Here is a 16,896-nt window from a genome sequence, read left to right as displayed (position 1 = left end):
ATTTGTCACAGCAAACGACCAGCATTCAAATTTTACTTCAAAGCGCGTCAGAAGGTCTGTCCTTATTCGGACCACAAGATACATTTCTAAAATTAATCGAAAAAGAGATTCCTGCAACGATCGATTCACGTGAAGCCGTCATCACGATTCGGGGACAACATCGAAATGTGGAGAGTCTTCAGCAGCTGTTTGAAGTGCTGCTCCAGCTTGTGCGCAACGGCTACATTTTGACCGAGCGTGATATTCTTTATGCTGTAGAACTTGCCAAGGATCTGAGAGCCGATCAGCTGCTGGATCTGTACAAGGGCGAGATTACGACAACTTTCAAAGGTAAGCCTATTCGAGTAAAAACCATCGGTCAGAAGCACTATGTGACCACCATCAAGAAGCGGGACATCGTATTCGGCATCGGTCCTGCCGGAACAGGGAAGACCTATTTGGCCGTCGTTCTGGCCGTAGCCGCGCTGAAGGAAGGATCCGTCAAAAGAATCATTCTGACAAGGCCCGCGGTGGAGGCCGGAGAGAGCCTGGGCTTCTTGCCCGGAGACCTGCAAGAGAAGGTTGACCCTTATCTGAGACCTTTGTACGATGCCTTATACGACGTCATGGGCCCGGATCAAACGGCCAAGGCGCTGGAGCGCGGGTTGATCGAAATCGCGCCGCTCGCGTACATGCGCGGACGGACGCTGGACGACTCGTTTATTATTTTGGATGAAGCACAGAACACCACGCCGGAACAGATGAAGATGTTTCTGACACGGCTCGGATTCGGTTCGAAGATGGTCATTACAGGGGACGTGACCCAGATTGACCTGCCGCGGGGGAAAAAATCAGGACTTATCGAAGCTAAAACGATATTAAGCGGAATTGAGGAAGTCGGATTCGTCTATTTCGCCGAACAGGATGTTGTACGTCATTCCTTAGTACAAAAAATCATCGTCGCTTATGATAAAGCAGCAGAAAACCAAGATTAAAGGGGATTGTCGCAATGGCCTCCAAAGAACCATCGACGGACAAGTCCATATGGAGTAAAAACAGCGGATGGAAATATAGCGTGGCAACACGCTATATTCTGTTTCTGCTGCTTGCTTTGCTCTTTTATATCAGTCTAGCATCCAAGCTTTTGCCGGAACGCTATGACATCCAGGTCAATACGAAAAGCGAAAAGAATATCGTGGCGCCCGTTCAAATCGAGGACAGCAAGGCGACGCTGAAGGCACAGGAGGCGGCGGCGGAGAACGTCCAGCCGATTTACCCTCTCGTCCCGCTGCGGAACGACGTTCTGGTTACGCAGATCCTTGACCGTATTGAACGTTTGAACCAGGACGTGGATATCAGCTCCGCCGAAAAGGTGGAGATTTATCGCAAAGAAATTCCGCGGATGGCCAGAGAATTCGTGCAAAATTTCGTGTCGGCCAACAGCACGAATGAAGCCTACTCCAAAGAGCTGCTTCAGGAAATGCAGCGGGTCATTGAAGAACAAACCTATCGGATTCCCGAGGAAACGTTCATTAAGATACCGCGGTTGAATTCGGAAGATATTATTCAGATGAAGCCCGTAGCCCGCGAGATCGTCTCCAGGCTGATGCTGAACGAGATCGTGGATGCCGACACGGCCCGCACCCGCGTGGCGGAACGAGTGAACACCAGCTCGTTGAATGATCGGACCGCCAGGGAAGTCGTTCAGGAACTGGCGAGTTTAACGATTACGGCCAACAAGTTCTATGACGAGGTCGCCACGAAGAATGCGAAGGTTGAAGCTCGCGAGAATACCCCGCCCGTCTTTATCAAACAAGGGGACATCCTTGTGGCAAAGGGTCAGCTCATCACGCCGGAGCTGTACGAGCTGCTCGGCAAGAACGGGCTGCTGAAGGACGACATCAACTATTGGCCGGAGCTTGGCGTTTTGCTCCTGTCCGTTTTGCTGTCCCTCGGCATACTGATGTTCATCCGGCAGTCGGAGCCGGGCAAATTCAAATACAACAACTCGCAGCTGCTGATGTTGGTCCTGGTGTACGTCATTACGCTGATCACCATGCATTTGACCGCATTTCTGCAGAGCGATTCCCAGATGTACGTGGGGTATTTGGCGCCTGTCGCGATCGGCGCGATTCTGGTTACCCTGCTGCTGGAGACCTCGCTTGCCTATTTCAGCGTCATTATCTTCAGCATCATGGCAAGCGTCATATTGAACGTTCAAGGGGAACTGTTCGACTTCAAGTTCGGGTTATTCGCAGCCGTGACTTCCTGCGTGGCGATCTTCTCGATCCACCGCGCGAGCCAGCGGTCGACGATGCTGAAGGGCGGCATCATGGCTTCTCTCTTCGGCGCCTTGATCGTGTTCATTATGCTGCTGCTCAATAACGACACGTGGACTACGACGGAAACGCTGTATTCGATCGGCTTTGCCATCGCGGGCGGACTGTTAACGGCGATCCTGGTTATCGGGCTCATGCCGTTCTTTGAAGTCACCTTCGGCATCCTCTCGGCGCTGAAGCTGGTTGAATTGTCGAATCCGAACCATCCGCTGCTCCGCAAACTGCTGACAGAGACGCCGGGCACATACCATCACAGCGTCATGGTCGGTAACTTATCCGAGGCAGCTGCGGAAGCGATTGGCGCCAACGGACTGCTGTGCCGCGTCGGTTCTTATTATCACGATATCGGAAAAACCAAGCGCCCCATCTATTTCATCGAGAATCAGAACAATATGGAGAATCCGCATGATTCCATAGAACCGAAGCTGAGCAAATCCATTATCGTAGCGCATGCAAGGGATGGCGTGGAGATGCTCAAGGAGTACAAGCTGCCCAAGCCGATAAAGGATATTGCGGAGCAGCATCATGGCACCACGTTTTTACACTATTTCTATCATAAGGCGGTTCGCCAGGCGGAAGAGCAGGGCGTCGAGCCGGATTTCACGGAGGATGATTTCCGCTATCCGGGGCCGAAGGCCCAATCCAAGGAGTCTGCGATTGTCGGCATCGCCGACAGCGTGGAAGCGGCCGTCCGATCATTGCGTAAGCCAACGGTCGAACAGGTCGAATCGATGATCGAGAAGATTATCAAGGGGCGTCTGGATGACCATCAGTTTAATGATTGCGATTTAACGATGAAGGAACTGGACATCATCGCCAAGACGTTAAAGGAGACGGTGATGGGGATTTTCCATTCCCGGATCGAATATCCGGAGGATGTGAAGCGTCCCAAACTGTCCGCGCCGAACGGCGAAGCCTCGACCGCATCGGAGACGTCCGCAACGAGTGAGGAACAGAGAAGGAGCGTATAAGAATGAGCCTGCAGCTGGCATGGAATAATGAACAAGAGGATTTTCAGATTGGCGAGGAATTGATCGCCCTGCTTGAAGCGATTCTGCAGAAGGCCGGAGAGGCTGAAGGCGTAACCGATGGCGAGGTTGATCTGACCTTTGTCGATGATGAAGGGATCCATGAATTGAACCGGGAGTACCGGGGAATCGATCGTCCGACCGACGTGCTCTCCTTTGCAATGAATGAAATAACGAACGATGAGCTCGAGATCATTTATGAGCTGGAAGAGGGAGAAGAGCTGGAGAGCGTGCCGGATGTACTGGGCGATATCATTATTTCGGTCCCCCGGGCGAAGCTGCAAAGCGAAGAATACGGTCACTCTCTAGAGCGTGAGCTGGGTTTTCTGTTTGTTCACGGATTTCTTCACTTGCTCGGATATGACCATCAGGATGAGGCAAGCGAAGCCGAAATGATGGGCAAACAGGAAGCCGTACTTGCCGAAGTAGGATTGACAAGATAGTGAAGCCGCACAGACAATCGTTATACCGGGCTTTTAGGTGCGCTATACGAGGCATCTTGACGGCTGTACAAACGGAACGCAATATGAAAATCCACATTGCTGCTGCCTTGATCGTGTTCATCGCAGCAGCTTTGCTGCAATTGGATCGAATCCGCTGGTTATTTTTGCTATTGGCGGTTTCCGTTGTATTCATCGCGGAGCTGGTCAATACTGCGGTGGAGGCCATCATCGATTTGATCTCGCCAGACGAACATGAGTTAGCCCGGGTGGCTAAGGATACGGCAGCCGGTGCAGCGTTCGTTGCAGCGGCGTTTGCCGTCGTGATCGGCATTCTGGTCTTCTATGAACCGGTATGGGAATGGATACATTCTTTAACAAACTGAACGATATAGGAGGAACTAGATATGGATGCAGGTTTGTTGATGCAAGAAGCGATTAAAGCGCGAACGCGGGCGTACATACCTTATTCGAAATTCGGCGTGGGAGCGGCCCTGCTGGATTCTCGCGGACAGGTGCATTTGGGCTGCAACGTGGAGAATGCCGCCTACGGACCGACCAACTGCGCGGAGCGCACGGCATTGTTCCGGGCGATTGCCGACGGTCATGAAGCGGGGAGCTTCCAAGCGATTGCCATCGTTGCGGATACGGACGGCCCGTGCACGCCGTGCGGCGTATGCCGGCAAGTGCTGGTGGAGCTGTGCAAGCCGGATATGAAGGTCATTATGGGTAACATGAAGGGCGACATCAAGGAGACGACCGTCAGCGAACTGCTGCCGGGGGCGTTCGGTCCATGGGATTTAAACAAGCAGTAAGACTCCAAATCATATAGTATGGAATCAATGTAGTACACAACACGTAGATACGGAACCGTAACGGAGGCATGGTATGCAAAAAAAACAATTTAAATCCGGTTTTGTGGCAATTATCGGCAGACCGAACGTAGGCAAATCGACGCTAATGAACCAAGTGATCGGCCAGAAAATCGCCATCATGTCGGACAAGCCGCAAACGACAAGAAACAAAATCCATGGCGTTTATACGACCAACGAATCCCAAGTGGTTTTTTTGGATACGCCGGGCATTCATAAGCGTCAGTCCAAGCTCGGAGATTATATGAACCAGACCGCTTTGAGCACGCTGGGTGAGGTTGAAGCGGCATTGTTCCTGGTTGACGCGTCCGAGGGCATCGGCGGGGGAGACCGGTATATCGCCGAGCAGCTGCAGAAGATCAAGACGCCGATCATCCTGGTGATGAACAAAATCGACAAGATTGAGCCGCCCGCTCTGCTGCCTCTGATCGAGCAATATCGGAAGCTGCATGATTTTGCAGAGATCGTCCCGATTTCCGCGAAGCTCGGCAGCAATGTGAACACGCTTCTCGAGCAAATCCAGAAGTATTTGCCGCCTGGCCCGCAGTACTATCCTGAGGACCAAGTGACGGACCATCCGGAGCAATTCGTATGCGCCGAGCTGATTCGCGAGAAAATTTTGCACATGACCAGGGAGGAAGTGCCTCATTCCATCGCAGTCACCATCGAGGACATGCGGGTCGAAGAGAACGGAACCGTCTATATTTCCGCCGTTATTTTCGTAGAGCGCGATTCCCAGAAGGGCATCATTATCGGCAAGCAGGGGGCGCTGCTTAAAGAAGTGGGCAGACAGGCCCGCCAGGATATTCAAAGGCTGCTGGGGTCCAAGATTTTCTTGGAGCTCTGGGTTAAAGTAAAAAAAGATTGGCGCAATCAAGAACGCGTTCTTCGCGATCTCGGATTTCACCGCGGGGAATAATGAAGCCGGCTCAAATTCGAGGGAAATCATACGCTGCTGCCGCCTGCCAACAATTGCATTTCATAAATCTGCTCTAGAGGCACATCCTAATTTTCGTAGATGATGCAGACGTCATTTCCGAAGAGAGGATGAATACGAATGCGAGATTTTTCGTGGAAGTATTTTGCGATGACTGGAGATGTCGATGCGTATTTGCTGTATAAGGAAGCCGAGGGTGAATCGGTCCTTGCAGCTGCATCCGTTGAAGACGAGGCGGCCCCGAATGAAGAAGACGAGTAATCATTGGTTGTTCCAGGAATGGTTGGGGGAAAGCGCATGCTATATCGGGCGGAAGGGATTGTCATCCGCAGCATGGACTACGGTGAAGGGAACAAAATCATTACACTTTGCACCAAAGAATCGGGCAAGGTAGGCGTGCTGGTCAGAGGAGCAAAGAAGGTGAAAAGCCGTCATGCTGCTCTGACGCAGCTGTTTACTTATGGAGAATATGTGTTCTTCCGCAATGGTACCGGGCTTGGCAACTTGAACGCCGGCGAGATTATGGAATCTCACCACGGGCTCAGGGAGGACCTTGTAAAAGCCGCCTATGCTTCTTATGCCTGCGAGCTCTTGGATCGGGTGCTGCAGGATGAGGAGACGGGCGCTTTTTGGTTTCATCAGCTCAAGGCCTGCCTGGAAGCCCTTCAGGAGGATAAGGATCCCCAAATCATCATCAATCTGTATGAGATGAAAATTTTGCAGGCGGCAGGGTACGGGCCGGAGCTGGATGTTTGCATTTCATGCAATCAATCCAGAAAAGACGAAGATATGCTGGTGAGCCCCCGCCTTGGCGGCGTGCTGTGCCGTTACTGCAAACATCTGGATCCGCCGGCGATGGCCATCTCGACCAGAACGCTGAAGCTGCTGCGCCTGTTTGGACGCCTGGACCTGAGGCGGCTGGGCAATGTAGACGTAAAGGACGAAACGAAGGCGGAGCTCAAAAAAGTCATGCGAGCGTTGATGGATATGCAGCTGGGGCTGCGTTTGAAATCGCAAAACTTTTTGGATCAAATGGACAAGTACAACATTTGACGTAAGGTATGGAATGAGGTATTATATTTATCAGTTTATTAGTTTTTTGAATACTGGCATGCATTGAACGGGAAAGTAGTGAATAATCGATCCAATGATAGCGAGCCGGGGGCGGTGGAAGCCTGGCGGGAGATATTCATGAACAGGGCACCCGGGAGCATGGTGAAACGATAAAGTGGGTTTTGCTTATCGCTGGAGATCGTCAGATCACTCGGCGGCAAAAGCAAGGCCAAGTAGGGTGGAACCGCGGGAAGCTACAGCTCTCGTCCCTATGTCTGTACAACAGGCGTAGGACGAGAGCTTTTTGTTGTACAGAGAAATGTAAGCATGATGGATTGGATTCGAAAAAGAAAACAAAGGAGCTAAAATCATGAATTTCCAGCAGATGATTTTGACGCTGCAGCAATTTTGGGCGGAACAGAATTGCATCATCGTGCAGCCGTACGACACGGAAAAAGGCGCCGGTACGATGAACCCGATGACGTATTTGCGTTCGATCGGACCTGAGCCGTGGAACGTGGCTTATGTTGAGCCTTCCCGTCGCCCGGCCGACGGCCGCTATGGGGAGAACCCGAACCGTTTGTATCAGCATCACCAATTCCAGGTCATTCTCAAACCTTCGCCTGACAATATCCAGGAGCTGTATTTGGAGAGCCTGAAGCGTCTTGGCATCAATCCGCTTGATCATGACATCCGTTTTGTCGAGGACAACTGGGAAGCGCCAACGCTCGGTGCATGGGGCTTGGGCTGGGAAGTATGGCTCGATGGTATGGAGATCACGCAGTTTACGTATTTCCAGCAGGTTGGCGGCATTGACGCCAATCCGGTGGCTGTGGAGATTACCTACGGCATGGAGCGCCTTGCATCCTACATCCAGGATAAAGAGAACGTGTTCGATCTGGAGTGGGTAGACGGCATTACCTACGGAGACGTGTTCCATCAGCCGGAATTCGAGCATTCGAAGTATACCTTTGAGGTGTCCGACGTGAAGATGCTGTTTACGCTGTTTAACATGTACGAGGAAGAAGCGAATAAAGCGATGAACCAGCATCTGGTGTTCCCCGCTTATGATTATGTGCTGAAATGCTCGCATACGTTCAACCTTCTGGATGCCAGAGGCGCGATCAGCGTAACGGAGAGAACGGGATACATCATGCGCGTGCGCAACCTGGCTCGTCAGGTAGCTGCCACGTATTTGGAGGAGCGCGAGAAGCTGGGCTTCCCGCTGATTAAGAAAGGGGGCGCAGAGCATGTCTAAGGATTTATTGTTTGAAATCGGCCTGGAAGAAGTGCCGGCGAGATTTCTGCGCGCCGCGATGGAGCAGCTTCAGGACAAGTTGGTCAAATGGCTGGATGCTTCCAGAATCGCGCATGGCGAAGTCACGGCATTTGCCACCCCGCGCCGCTTGGCGGTATGGGTTCAGAACGTTGCGGATAAGCAAGAGGACGTCAGCGAGGAAGTGAAAGGGCCTTCCCGCAAGATCGCTCTCGATGACAGCGGGCAATGGAGTAAGGCGGCTCTTGGTTTTGCCAAAAGCCAGGGCGTTGATCCCGAGAGCTTTACGTTTAAGGAGCTTGGCGGAGTCGAGTATATTTACGTGACGAAGAATAGCGTCGGCGTGGATACGAAGTCCATCCTGTCCGAAGGACTGCTTGGAATACTGACTTCGATGACATTTCCGAAAAACATGCGCTGGGGAGCGCACGAATTCAAATTCGTCCGTCCGATTAAGTGGATGGTCGCGATGCTGGGCAGCGAGACGGTAGATCTGGAAATTACGGGCGTGAAGGCCGGTAACGTAACTCGCGGGCATCGTTTCCTTGGCGGAGAAGCCGTAATTCCGGAAGCATCTGCTTACCGGGACGTGCTTCGCGAACAGCATGTTATCGTCGATGTGAATGAGCGCCAGGAGATGATCGTTTCGCAGATCCAGGCGCTGGCCCAGGAGAAGGACTGGAATATCGCGATCAAGGATGACCTGCTTGAGGAGGTATTGTTCCTGGTTGAGACTCCAACCGTGCTGTACGGATCGTTCGACTCCTCATTCCTTCATATTCCGCAGGAAGTATTGATTACGTCCATGCGTGAGCATCAGCGGTATTTCCCGGTGCTGGATAAGCAGGGACAATTGCTTCCGTATTTCGTAACGGTTCGCAGCGGGGACAGCCGCTCCCTCGACGTGATTGCGAGAGGAAACGAGAAGGTGCTGCGGGCTCGTTTATCGGACGCGAAATTCTTCTATGAGGAAGACCAGAAGCTTCAGATCAAGGATGCCCTGTCGAAGCTGGAGAGCATCGTTTTCCATGAAGAGCTGGGGACGATCGGCGATAAAGTCCGCAGAATACGCCGGATATCGGACCAACTGTCCGCGAAGCTTAACGTTTCTGCTGACGCAGCCGATTCCGTGAGCCGTGCGGCCGATATTTGCAAATTCGATCTGGTGACGCAGATGGTCTATGAGTTCCCTGAATTGCAGGGGGTCATGGGAGAGGATTACGCAAGAAAAGCCGGTGAGAAGGAGCATGTGGCCAAAGCGGTGTTCGAGCATTACCAGCCTCGCTTTGCCGGCGATTCGGTGCCTTCCACGATGGTGGGTTCCATCGTGAGCATCGCCGATAAAATCGACACCATCGTGGGATGCTTCTCCATCGGCATTATTCCGACTGGCTCCCAGGATCCTTACGCACTCCGGCGTCAGGCTGCGGGCATCGTTCAGATCATCTTGGAGCACAAACTTCCGGTGACTTTATCCGACGTGTTCGGCGTAGCGCTCGAGGTTCACGAGAACATTCGCGTATTGAAGCGATCGACGGACGAAATCCGCAAAGACCTTAAGGAGTTCTTCGGGCTTCGCGTGAAGAAGCTGTTGTCCGAAGACCAGCGTTATGATGTGGTGGATGCGGTCATTACGGCCGGATTCGATCATGTGGTGTCCGTCGTATCCCGCGGCCATGCGCTGATGAATGCCGTGGAGAGCGTCCAGGATTTCAAAACGACGGTAGAGTCCTTCAACCGGGTCAGCAATTTGGCTGCCAAGGCGGGCAAGGCCGCCGTCAACGCCGAACTGTTCACGGAATCGGAAGAAAACAAGCTTTATGAAGCTTGGAACGCGATTCGCGCAGATTACCATGCCGCGCTGCAGGCAGCGGACGGCGAACGTTCATTGTCCTTGCTGAGTGGACTGAGGGAGCCGATTACCGGGTTCTTTGATTCGGTCATGGTGATGGCTGAAGACGAAGCGGTTCGGGCCAATCGCCTTGCGCTGCTCTCCGGCATCGACGGTGACTTGAAGCGGTATGCCGATTTCACGAAATTGGTGTGGTAGTAGTGACAGCATGATTTTGCAAATGGTATAATGTATTGTTCAGTGAAAGCGACAGCCCGCGGTTCAGCGCGGGATGGCGCTTTCGCTATGAACGGACGGATTCAAGCAAGGGCAAGGTCATTGTTTATTTGGGCAGCAGGATTTTAATCGGCCAAAGACGTATATAATAATATACAGCATAATAAGGACCCAAGATTAAGATAAGAGCCGGTGATGCGTATGAACGAAAGCTCCATTTCGATCGTGGTTGACGGGGATGCTTGTCCAGTCAAGAAGGAAATCGCAGAGACTGCTCGTACATTCCGTGTGCCGGTGCTGCTTGTTTCTTCCTACGATCATCTGCTGCAAGCCGAAGAAGGGGTTACGACGATCCAGGTGGACCGGAGTGATCAAAGTGCCGACCTCTACATCGCTAACCACATATCCAGGGGGGATATCGTGGTGACGCAGGATTATGGACTGGCTGCGCTTGCGCTTGCCAAATCATGCCACGTGATCTCCTTTCGCGGCCGTATTTTCCATAATACGGATATCGATTTCATGCTGGATTCCCGTCACCATCAGGCGAAGGCGAGGAAACAAGGAAGGTATGGCAAAGGGCCCAAGAAACTGCTTGACGAAGACCGGAGGTTTTTTCAACATAAACTGACAAAACTTTTGCGTGAATTGCAGGAGAATGTCCACCCGTAGCGAATACTATTTACGTGCCAAAAGAGATGAAGGTGGTTTGGATGAGTACCGGACAAGGCAATATTCCGGATGATGTCATTGAGGAAGTACTGGCCAAAAGCGATATTGTGGATACGGTCAGCAAATACGTGCATCTTACCAAACAGGGGAAATACCTGAAGGGCTTGTGCCCGTTTCACTCAGAGAAGACTCCTTCCTTTACGGTTACACCGGAACGCCAAATCTTTTACTGCTATGGCTGCGGTAAGGGCGGAAACGCCATTAAGTTTAGAATGGAAATCGAAGGATTTTCTTTTCCCGAAGCCGTCAAGACAATGGCAGAAGAGAATGATATCTCGTTGCCGGAAGGTCAAGGAGTTCCCGTAATTCCTCGTAATCCGGAAAAAGAACGTTTGATTGAAGCGTATGAGCTTAGCGCCAAGCTGTACCATTTCCTGCTGAAGAATACGGAACATGGTACGGAAGCCATGAAGTATTTAAGAGCCCGCGGAATGAACGACAAGATGATTGATCAGTTTCAAATCGGTTATGCGCCAGATCGTTGGGACACGCTGGTTCAGTTCCTGACCAAACGCTCCTTTGACTTGAAAGAGATGGAAAGAGGCGGTTTATTATCCGCAAGACATGAACAAGAAGGCTATCTCGACCGTTTTCGCGGACGAATCATGTTTCCGATACATGACCGCAGCGGCAAGGTCATCGCGTTTGCTGGCAGAATACTGGGGGACGGTCAACCGAAGTACCTGAATTCCCCGGAGACACTTCTATTTAATAAGAGCCGCACATTGTACAACCTGCACCAGGCCAAAACATCCATACGCAAATTGCGTCAAATTCTGTTATTCGAAGGATACGGCGATGTCATTTCGTCATGGGAAGCAGGACTGCACAACGGTGTGGCAACGATGGGAACCTCTCTAACGGAAAACCAAGTGGCAATCATGAAATCGGTGGCTGAAGAAGTTGTTGTTGTCTATGATGGCGATAAAGCCGGCATGGCCGCCGCGTCAAAAGTCATTCCAATGCTGGAAGGCGTTGGTCTCAAGGTACGAATCGCTTTGGTGAACGAAGGAATGGACCCGGATGATTATATCCGCAAGTTCGGTCCCGAGCGTTTCAGGCATGTGGTAGAAACAGCCGTTTCAACAACAAAATTTAAACTTATATATCTGAAGAAAAACCATATACTGCTAGAAGAAGATGGTAAAATTGCGTACGCCAAAGAGGCACTGCCCATTATCGCCGTACTGGATTCCTCAACCGAACGGGAGGTTTATTTGAGGGAATTATCCTCCGAGCTTCATCTTTCCTACGAAAGTCTTAAGCAGGATTGCAATCTGCTTCGGCAATCGATGCAAAAAAAGATGGGCGATGGGGATAATAAGGAAAAAAGGTGGAATAATGGTAGGCATAAAAAAGGGCGCCAGCCCGCCCCGGCACTTCTGCCTGCTTACCATGCTGCAGAACGGCGGCTGCTGTCGCTGATGCTGCAGGATGCGGAGGCCGCGCGATACGTTGGCGATCGCCTGGGAGAAGCGTTTAATATTGAAGATCATGCGGCAATCGCTGCTTATCTATATGCTTTTTACGCACAGGGCAAATCCCCGGATATCAGCCGTTTCATGTCATCGCTCCAAGACGATCGTTTGGAAATGACGGTCAGCTCGATCATGATGATGGAAGCACCCGCCGAGTGGAACGTTCAAGTGCTCGATGATTGCATACGCGAGGTGCTGAAATTTCCGCAGCAGAGAGAGATCGACCAGAAAAAAGAAGAAATGATAAAAGCGGAGCGCTCAGGTGATTTTTTGCGAGCCGCGCAAATTGCAAGTGAGATTATCGCCCTAGAAAGACAATGAAGCCCCGCGCATTGCTGTTTCTAGGGAGGAGGGAGTCGAATGATGGCGAATGATCAGCATACTGAACTAGAAACGGAATTTACGCTGGATCAAGTCAAGGATCAGTTGATTGAACAGGGTAAAAAGAGATCCGTATTAAGCTATAAAGATATTATGGAGAAATTGTCGCCATTTGATCAGGACACGGAGCAGATGGAAGAGTTCTATGAGCAGCTGGCCGACCTGGGCATTGATGTGGTAAATGAAAATGACGAAGAGGGCCCTCACCGGCAATCGGGAGATTCCGAATCCCATGATAATGAGGATTTTGGATTTGACGACGATCTTTCACTGCCTCCGGGGATCAAGATTAACGACCCGGTTCGGATGTACCTGAAGGAAATTGGACGGGTTCCGCTGTTGTCCGCGGATGATGAGATTGAGCTTGCCAACCGGATTGAACAGGGAGATGAAGAAGCCAAGCGCCGTCTGGCCGAAGCCAACCTGCGTCTCGTCGTAAGTATTGCGAAGCGTTATGTGGGTCGTGGAATGCTGTTCCTGGATTTGATTCAGGAGGGCAACATGGGTTTGATCAAAGCCGTGGAGAAATTCGATTACAAAAAAGGCTTCAAATTCAGTACGTATGCGACTTGGTGGATTCGCCAAGCGATCACGCGCGCGATCGCGGACCAGGCCCGTACCATCCGTATTCCCGTGCATATGGTAGAGACCATCAACAAGCTGATTCGTGTATCCAGACAGCTTCTGCAGGAGCTTGGACGTGAGCCTTCGCCGGAGGAAATTGCTGCAGAGATGGAGCTCAGCGTTGAGAAAGTCCGGGAGATCATGAAGATTGCCCAAGAGCCGGTTTCGCTGGAAACGCCGATCGGCGAAGAGGACGATTCCCATCTTGGGGATTTCATCGAGGATCAGGAAGCACTCGCTCCTGCTGACGCGGCTGCGTACGAGCTTCTGAAGGAACAGCTCGAGGATGTGCTGGATACGCTGACAGAGCGCGAGGAGAATGTCCTTCGCCTTCGTTTCGGACTCGATGACGGCCGCACAAGAACGCTGGAAGAGGTCGGCAAAGTATTCGGCGTTACGCGTGAGCGGATACGGCAGATCGAAGCCAAAGCGCTCCGTAAGCTACGTCACCCGAGCCGCAGCAAACGGTTAAAGGATTTTCTCGAATAGCTTAATCCACGGACCTTCTGCAGTAACGCAGCAGGTCCTTTTTTTCGAATGCAAGCAGGGTGAATGAGGTTTCTTGGTTCTGGAATTTCTTCCTGCATTTGTTGTATTGGTCTTTATTTTAGCTCTTTTCCAGACCCATTGCAAATGACTTGGCACCCGGTTGGTTTGCCGGATTTGCGGGTTTGCAGTTTGGTATCGTGTCTGTTAGGGTAATGAATAGATCGTGGATTGAACGAAAATATGGAATGTAAGGGTGTCAGCATTGAAATTATCAAGAAGATTAACGAAAATTCTGGAGAAGATTCCTCGCGGCAGCAAACTTGCAGATATCGGTTCGGATCATGCCTTGCTGCCCGTGGCTGCCGTGGAGTGCGGAGCTGCGGTTCAAGCTGTCGCCGGTGAGGTAAACCCAGGCCCATACGATGCTGCCGTCAAGCAGGTCATCGAATCAGGGATGACCGATGTCATCAGCGTGCGAAAAGGGGACGGATTGAATGTGCTCTCGGCCGGTGAGGCGGACGTGATTACCATTGCCGGCATGGGCGGCAGCCTGATTGCAGCGATTCTGGATCGCGGGATCGAGAAGCTGGCCGGCGTTCGCAGGCTTGTTTTACAGCCGAACGTGGGAGAGGACATTTTGCGCAGATGGTTGCATTCCCATGGCTGGGTGCTGATCGAGGAATGGATCCTGGAGGAAGACGGAAAAATTTACGAGGTGCTGGTCGCCGAGCCTTCGGATACAACCGACCTGACGAATGAACAGGTATACAAGGAAAGGACGATCGGAGACGGTGTCCGGCTTTCTGCGGACTGGCTGTTCCGTATGGGGCCTTGGTTGACGCAATCCCCGAATCCGGTTTTCCACGATAAATGGACGTCGGAGATGGAGAAGATGGGGTATATACTTCAGTCGCTATCGCGTTCGGATCTGCCCACGGCAGCCGATAAGGCGAGCGAGATTCGATCGGATATCGAGTTTATTCAGGAGGTGCTGGCATGCTTGCCAAAGGACAAACCGTAATTCAATTCATGGAACAACTGGCCCCGAAGCACGTGGCCGAACCCGATGACCGGATCGGGCTCCAGCTCGGAACTTTGCAAAAGGACATCCGCACGGTGCTGATTGCACTGGACGTGAATGACGAAGTGGTGGATGAAGCCATAGAGCTTGGGGCTGACCTGATTATCGCGCATCATGCGATTATCTTCCGTCCGCTGAAGCAGCTGCAGACGGATACGCCGATGGGCAAGGTATACGAGAAGCTGATCAAACACGACATCGCGGTCTATGTAAGCCATACCAATCTGGACGTAACCGAGGGCGGCATGAACGATTGGATGGCGGAGGCGCTGGGCATCGAGGATACGTCGCCCATCCATGACATGCATAACGAGCAGCTGTCCAAGCTGGTGGTGTTTGTTCCGAAGAGCCACCATCAAGAGGTGCTGGATGCCGTGCTCGGAGCCGGCGCGGGCTGGATCGGAAATTACAGCCACTGCAGCTTCAATATCGAGGGCTTCGGCACCTTCGTTCCAAGAGAAGGCAGCACCCCTTTTCAAGGCAAGGAAGGAAAGATGGAACGGGCAGACGAGGTCCGGATCGAAACGATTGTTCCCCACACGATTAAGAACAAGGTCATCCAGGCTATGCTGAAGGCGCATCCTTATGAAGAGGTTGCCTACGATCTGTATAACATGGACCTGAAGGGAAGATCCCTCGGTCTTGGACGGGTCGGGAAGCTGAAGGAGCCCCTGACGCTGGCTGAGTTGGTCGACGTGGTAAAAGAGAAGCTGGAGGTCCCTCATGTTCGCGTAGTAGGAGAACTCGACCGTACCATACGCAAGGCAGCCGTTATAGGCGGCTCCGGAGGACGCTACATGATGAAGGCGCTGTTTCGGGGAGCAGACGTGCTGGTAACGGGGGATGTGGATTATCATACGGCACAGGACGCGCTGGCCGCAGGACTTACAATCATTGATCCGGGCCACAATGCCGAGAAGATCATGAAAGTCAAAGTTGCCGAGTGGATGGAGCAGAAGCTGCAGGAGCATAAGTACGAAACTCGGGTCGTGGCTTCCCGCATCAACACGGAGCCGTTCCAGTTTGTTTGATTTCGGAATGGGAAAATAATCAGCTGTTGTTAATGTTTAATGGTTGTGTACCGCATGGAATCACGATATAATATGTAATGTTGTCCGGAAAGTTTGACAGACAATCGCTGGCGGCCTCAAAGCCGCGAGAGGAAAGTCCGGGCTCCATAGGGCAGGGTGCTGGATAACGTCCAGTCAGCGCGAGTTGAAGGATAGTGCCACAGAAATGGACCGCCGATGGCCGCCTAAGGGCGGCACAGGCAAGGATGGAACCGAGGTGTAAGAGACCCCGAGGAACGCTGGTGACTTCGTTCCTGGTAAACCCCACCTGGAGCAAGACCTAATGGGACGCAGTCTCCTTCGAGGAGACAGCCTTAGCCCGAGGCGCGTCCGGGTTGGTCGCTTGAGCCGATTAGTAATGATCGGCCTAGATAGATGATTGTCGCTTATGGTGGCAGGGTAGTTCCCGCTATGACCACGAAGAGCACAGAACCCGGCTTACGGAAAACTTTCCCAACTGCACAACGATTTTATGAATATGCTATGGTACAAACGCGTATTTTCTTTTCACTCCTTGCGGGGGTGTACAGGAAATGCGCGTTTTTTCAAGTATCAGAAAGTATAAACTTCGAAGCTTGGGTCTTCCTGATATCGCAAGAAACTTCCTCTAACCGTGGTCTGTGTTCTGAGAAAGTACGTCGATAGACGTTTTTCTTCTGGATTTGTGAAAATATTGGGAGATCATGTGCCCTGTACGGATAATCGTCCATACCAAATAGCCCTTGGGATAATAAGCTATAATCATCAACGGAAAGGAGATGCAAACACATGTCTTGTCATAACGATTATCCATGTCCTCCGGTGTCCCCGATTGTGTGCGATCCGATTGTAGTCGTGAGAGACCACTATGTACCGCAAATCGTACCGGTTATTCATCCTATAAAAGTGGTGGATAAGATTCACTGCGTGCCGGTAGAAAAACATCTGTACACGTACAGCGAAGAAGAAGTCGTAACCGAAAATGGAGGCTATGGCGGCGTTACGGTTTCCGGCAAGCGTTCCAAGAAAGCTACAGTGCGTACCAGCCGTACCCGCCGGAAGAAATAAAC

General features: G+C 51.7%; 16 protein-coding genes and 1 other RNA gene. All 17 read left to right on the top strand.

Features of this window, described 5'->3' with window-relative positions; all coding sequences use genetic code 11:
• Positions 1-2 precede the first annotated feature (2 nt).
• The 17 genes from RB298_RS29930 to RB298_RS29850 all read left to right on the top strand — a co-directional run bounded on the left by RB298_RS29930 (position 3) and on the right by RB298_RS29850 (position 16,894).
• Positions 3-974 carry a PhoH family protein gene (locus RB298_RS29930; protein ID WP_009590792.1) on the top strand — a complete coding sequence of 324 codons (972 nt, stop codon included), beginning with the start codon at positions 3-5 and terminating at the stop codon, positions 972-974.
• A 14-nt stretch (positions 975-988) separates the two neighbouring features.
• A complete protein-coding gene (locus tag RB298_RS29925; RefSeq protein ID WP_486050009.1) occupies positions 989-3,289 on the top strand; it encodes an HD family phosphohydrolase in 2,301 nt (766 codons plus the stop codon).
• 2 nt (positions 3,290-3,291) lie between these two features.
• Complete coding sequence (ybeY, locus tag RB298_RS29920) at positions 3,292-3,789, top strand: rRNA maturation RNase YbeY (protein ID WP_015734199.1); 498 nt, start codon at positions 3,292-3,294, stop codon at positions 3,787-3,789.
• Positions 3,789-4,172 carry a diacylglycerol kinase family protein gene (locus RB298_RS29915; RefSeq protein ID WP_213577419.1) on the top strand — a complete coding sequence of 128 codons (384 nt, stop codon included), beginning with the start codon at positions 3,789-3,791 and terminating at the stop codon, positions 4,170-4,172. Before ybeY ends, RB298_RS29915 begins: the two co-directional genes overlap by 1 nt.
• A 21-nt stretch (positions 4,173-4,193) precedes the next feature.
• The gene (gene cdd, locus RB298_RS29910) at positions 4,194-4,601 is read left to right on the top strand and encodes a cytidine deaminase (protein ID WP_009590810.1); all 408 of its coding nucleotides are present in this window, start codon (positions 4,194-4,196) and stop codon (positions 4,599-4,601) included.
• 73 nt (positions 4,602-4,674) lie between these two features.
• Positions 4,675-5,577 (top strand): GTPase Era, encoded by a 903-nt coding sequence (era, locus tag RB298_RS29905; protein WP_096773047.1) that lies wholly within the window; start codon positions 4,675-4,677, stop codon positions 5,575-5,577.
• Between the two features lie 138 nt (positions 5,578-5,715).
• Positions 5,716-5,856, top strand: a complete 141-nt coding sequence (locus tag RB298_RS29900; protein WP_009590824.1) for a YqzL family protein — start codon at positions 5,716-5,718, stop codon at positions 5,854-5,856.
• A 36-nt stretch (positions 5,857-5,892) separates the two neighbouring features.
• A complete protein-coding gene (recO, locus tag RB298_RS29895; RefSeq protein ID WP_015734203.1) occupies positions 5,893-6,648 on the top strand; it encodes a DNA repair protein RecO in 756 nt (251 codons plus the stop codon).
• Between the two features lie 370 nt (positions 6,649-7,018).
• A complete protein-coding gene (gene glyQ, locus RB298_RS29890) occupies positions 7,019-7,906 on the top strand; it encodes a glycine--tRNA ligase subunit alpha (RefSeq protein ID WP_015734204.1) in 888 nt (295 codons plus the stop codon).
• Entirely contained in the window at positions 7,899-9,974 is a 2,076-nt protein-coding gene (gene glyS / locus RB298_RS29885; protein WP_096773048.1) for a glycine--tRNA ligase subunit beta, read from the top strand. Before glyQ ends, glyS begins: the two co-directional genes overlap by 8 nt.
• Positions 9,975-10,187: 213 nt before the next feature.
• The gene (locus tag RB298_RS29880) at positions 10,188-10,664 is read left to right on the top strand and encodes a YaiI/YqxD family protein (RefSeq protein WP_096773049.1); all 477 of its coding nucleotides are present in this window, start codon (positions 10,188-10,190) and stop codon (positions 10,662-10,664) included.
• A gap of 41 nt (positions 10,665-10,705) precedes the next feature.
• Complete coding sequence (gene dnaG, locus RB298_RS29875) at positions 10,706-12,523, top strand: DNA primase (protein WP_015734206.1); 1,818 nt, start codon at positions 10,706-10,708, stop codon at positions 12,521-12,523.
• 42 nt (positions 12,524-12,565) lie between these two features.
• The gene (gene rpoD / locus RB298_RS29870; RefSeq protein ID WP_036666181.1) at positions 12,566-13,696 is read left to right on the top strand and encodes an RNA polymerase sigma factor RpoD; all 1,131 of its coding nucleotides are present in this window, start codon (positions 12,566-12,568) and stop codon (positions 13,694-13,696) included.
• A 262-nt stretch (positions 13,697-13,958) separates the two neighbouring features.
• Positions 13,959-14,717 carry a tRNA (adenine(22)-N(1))-methyltransferase gene (locus RB298_RS29865; RefSeq protein ID WP_192569231.1) on the top strand — a complete coding sequence of 253 codons (759 nt, stop codon included), beginning with the start codon at positions 13,959-13,961 and terminating at the stop codon, positions 14,715-14,717.
• A complete protein-coding gene (locus RB298_RS29860) occupies positions 14,693-15,808 on the top strand; it encodes a Nif3-like dinuclear metal center hexameric protein (protein WP_486050003.1) in 1,116 nt (371 codons plus the stop codon). The genes RB298_RS29865 and RB298_RS29860 overlap by 25 nt, the downstream gene beginning before the upstream one ends.
• Before the next feature lie 88 nt (positions 15,809-15,896).
• Positions 15,897-16,303, top strand: an RNA gene (rnpB, locus tag RB298_RS29855) — RNase P RNA component class A.
• 312 nt (positions 16,304-16,615) lie between these two features.
• On the top strand, positions 16,616-16,894 hold the full coding sequence (locus tag RB298_RS29850; protein ID WP_015734209.1) for a hypothetical protein: 279 nt from the start codon (positions 16,616-16,618) through the stop codon (positions 16,892-16,894).
• Positions 16,895-16,896: the final 2 nt, after the last annotated feature.

Origin of the sequence: Priestia sp. BR_2 (genome assembly GCF_041954005.1) — a bacterium.
GTDB lineage: Bacteria > Bacillota > Bacilli > Paenibacillales > Paenibacillaceae > Paenibacillus_AQ > Paenibacillus_AQ lautus_A.
The sequence above is the reverse complement of the archived record's forward strand: the minus strand, read 5'-3'. Positions and strand labels throughout refer to the sequence as shown.

Bases quoted from the DNA above. Each gene is read 5' to 3' on its own strand.
- cdd (WP_009590810.1), top strand. From the start codon at position 4,194: ATGGATGCAGGTTTGTTGATGCAAGAAGCGATTAAAGCGCGAACGCGG.
- RB298_RS29900 (WP_009590824.1), top strand. From the start codon at position 5,716: ATGCGAGATTTTTCGTGGAAGTATTTTGCGATGACTGGAGATGTCGAT.
- RB298_RS29880 (WP_096773049.1), top strand. From the start codon at position 10,188: ATGCGTATGAACGAAAGCTCCATTTCGATCGTGGTTGACGGGGATGCT.
- RB298_RS29850 (WP_015734209.1), top strand. From the start codon at position 16,616: ATGTCTTGTCATAACGATTATCCATGTCCTCCGGTGTCCCCGATTGTG.
- RB298_RS29860 (WP_486050003.1), top strand. From the start codon at position 14,693: ATGCTTGCCAAAGGACAAACCGTAATTCAATTCATGGAACAACTGGCC.
- glyQ (WP_015734204.1), top strand. From the start codon at position 7,019: ATGAATTTCCAGCAGATGATTTTGACGCTGCAGCAATTTTGGGCGGAA.
- era (WP_096773047.1), top strand. From the start codon at position 4,675: ATGCAAAAAAAACAATTTAAATCCGGTTTTGTGGCAATTATCGGCAGA.
- recO (WP_015734203.1), top strand. From the start codon at position 5,893: ATGCTATATCGGGCGGAAGGGATTGTCATCCGCAGCATGGACTACGGT.
- rpoD (WP_036666181.1), top strand. From the start codon at position 12,566: ATGGCGAATGATCAGCATACTGAACTAGAAACGGAATTTACGCTGGAT.
- glyS (WP_096773048.1), top strand. From the start codon at position 7,899: ATGTCTAAGGATTTATTGTTTGAAATCGGCCTGGAAGAAGTGCCGGCG.
- dnaG (WP_015734206.1), top strand. From the start codon at position 10,706: ATGAGTACCGGACAAGGCAATATTCCGGATGATGTCATTGAGGAAGTA.
- ybeY (WP_015734199.1), top strand. From the start codon at position 3,292: ATGAGCCTGCAGCTGGCATGGAATAATGAACAAGAGGATTTTCAGATT.
- RB298_RS29925 (WP_486050009.1), top strand. From the start codon at position 989: ATGGCCTCCAAAGAACCATCGACGGACAAGTCCATATGGAGTAAAAAC.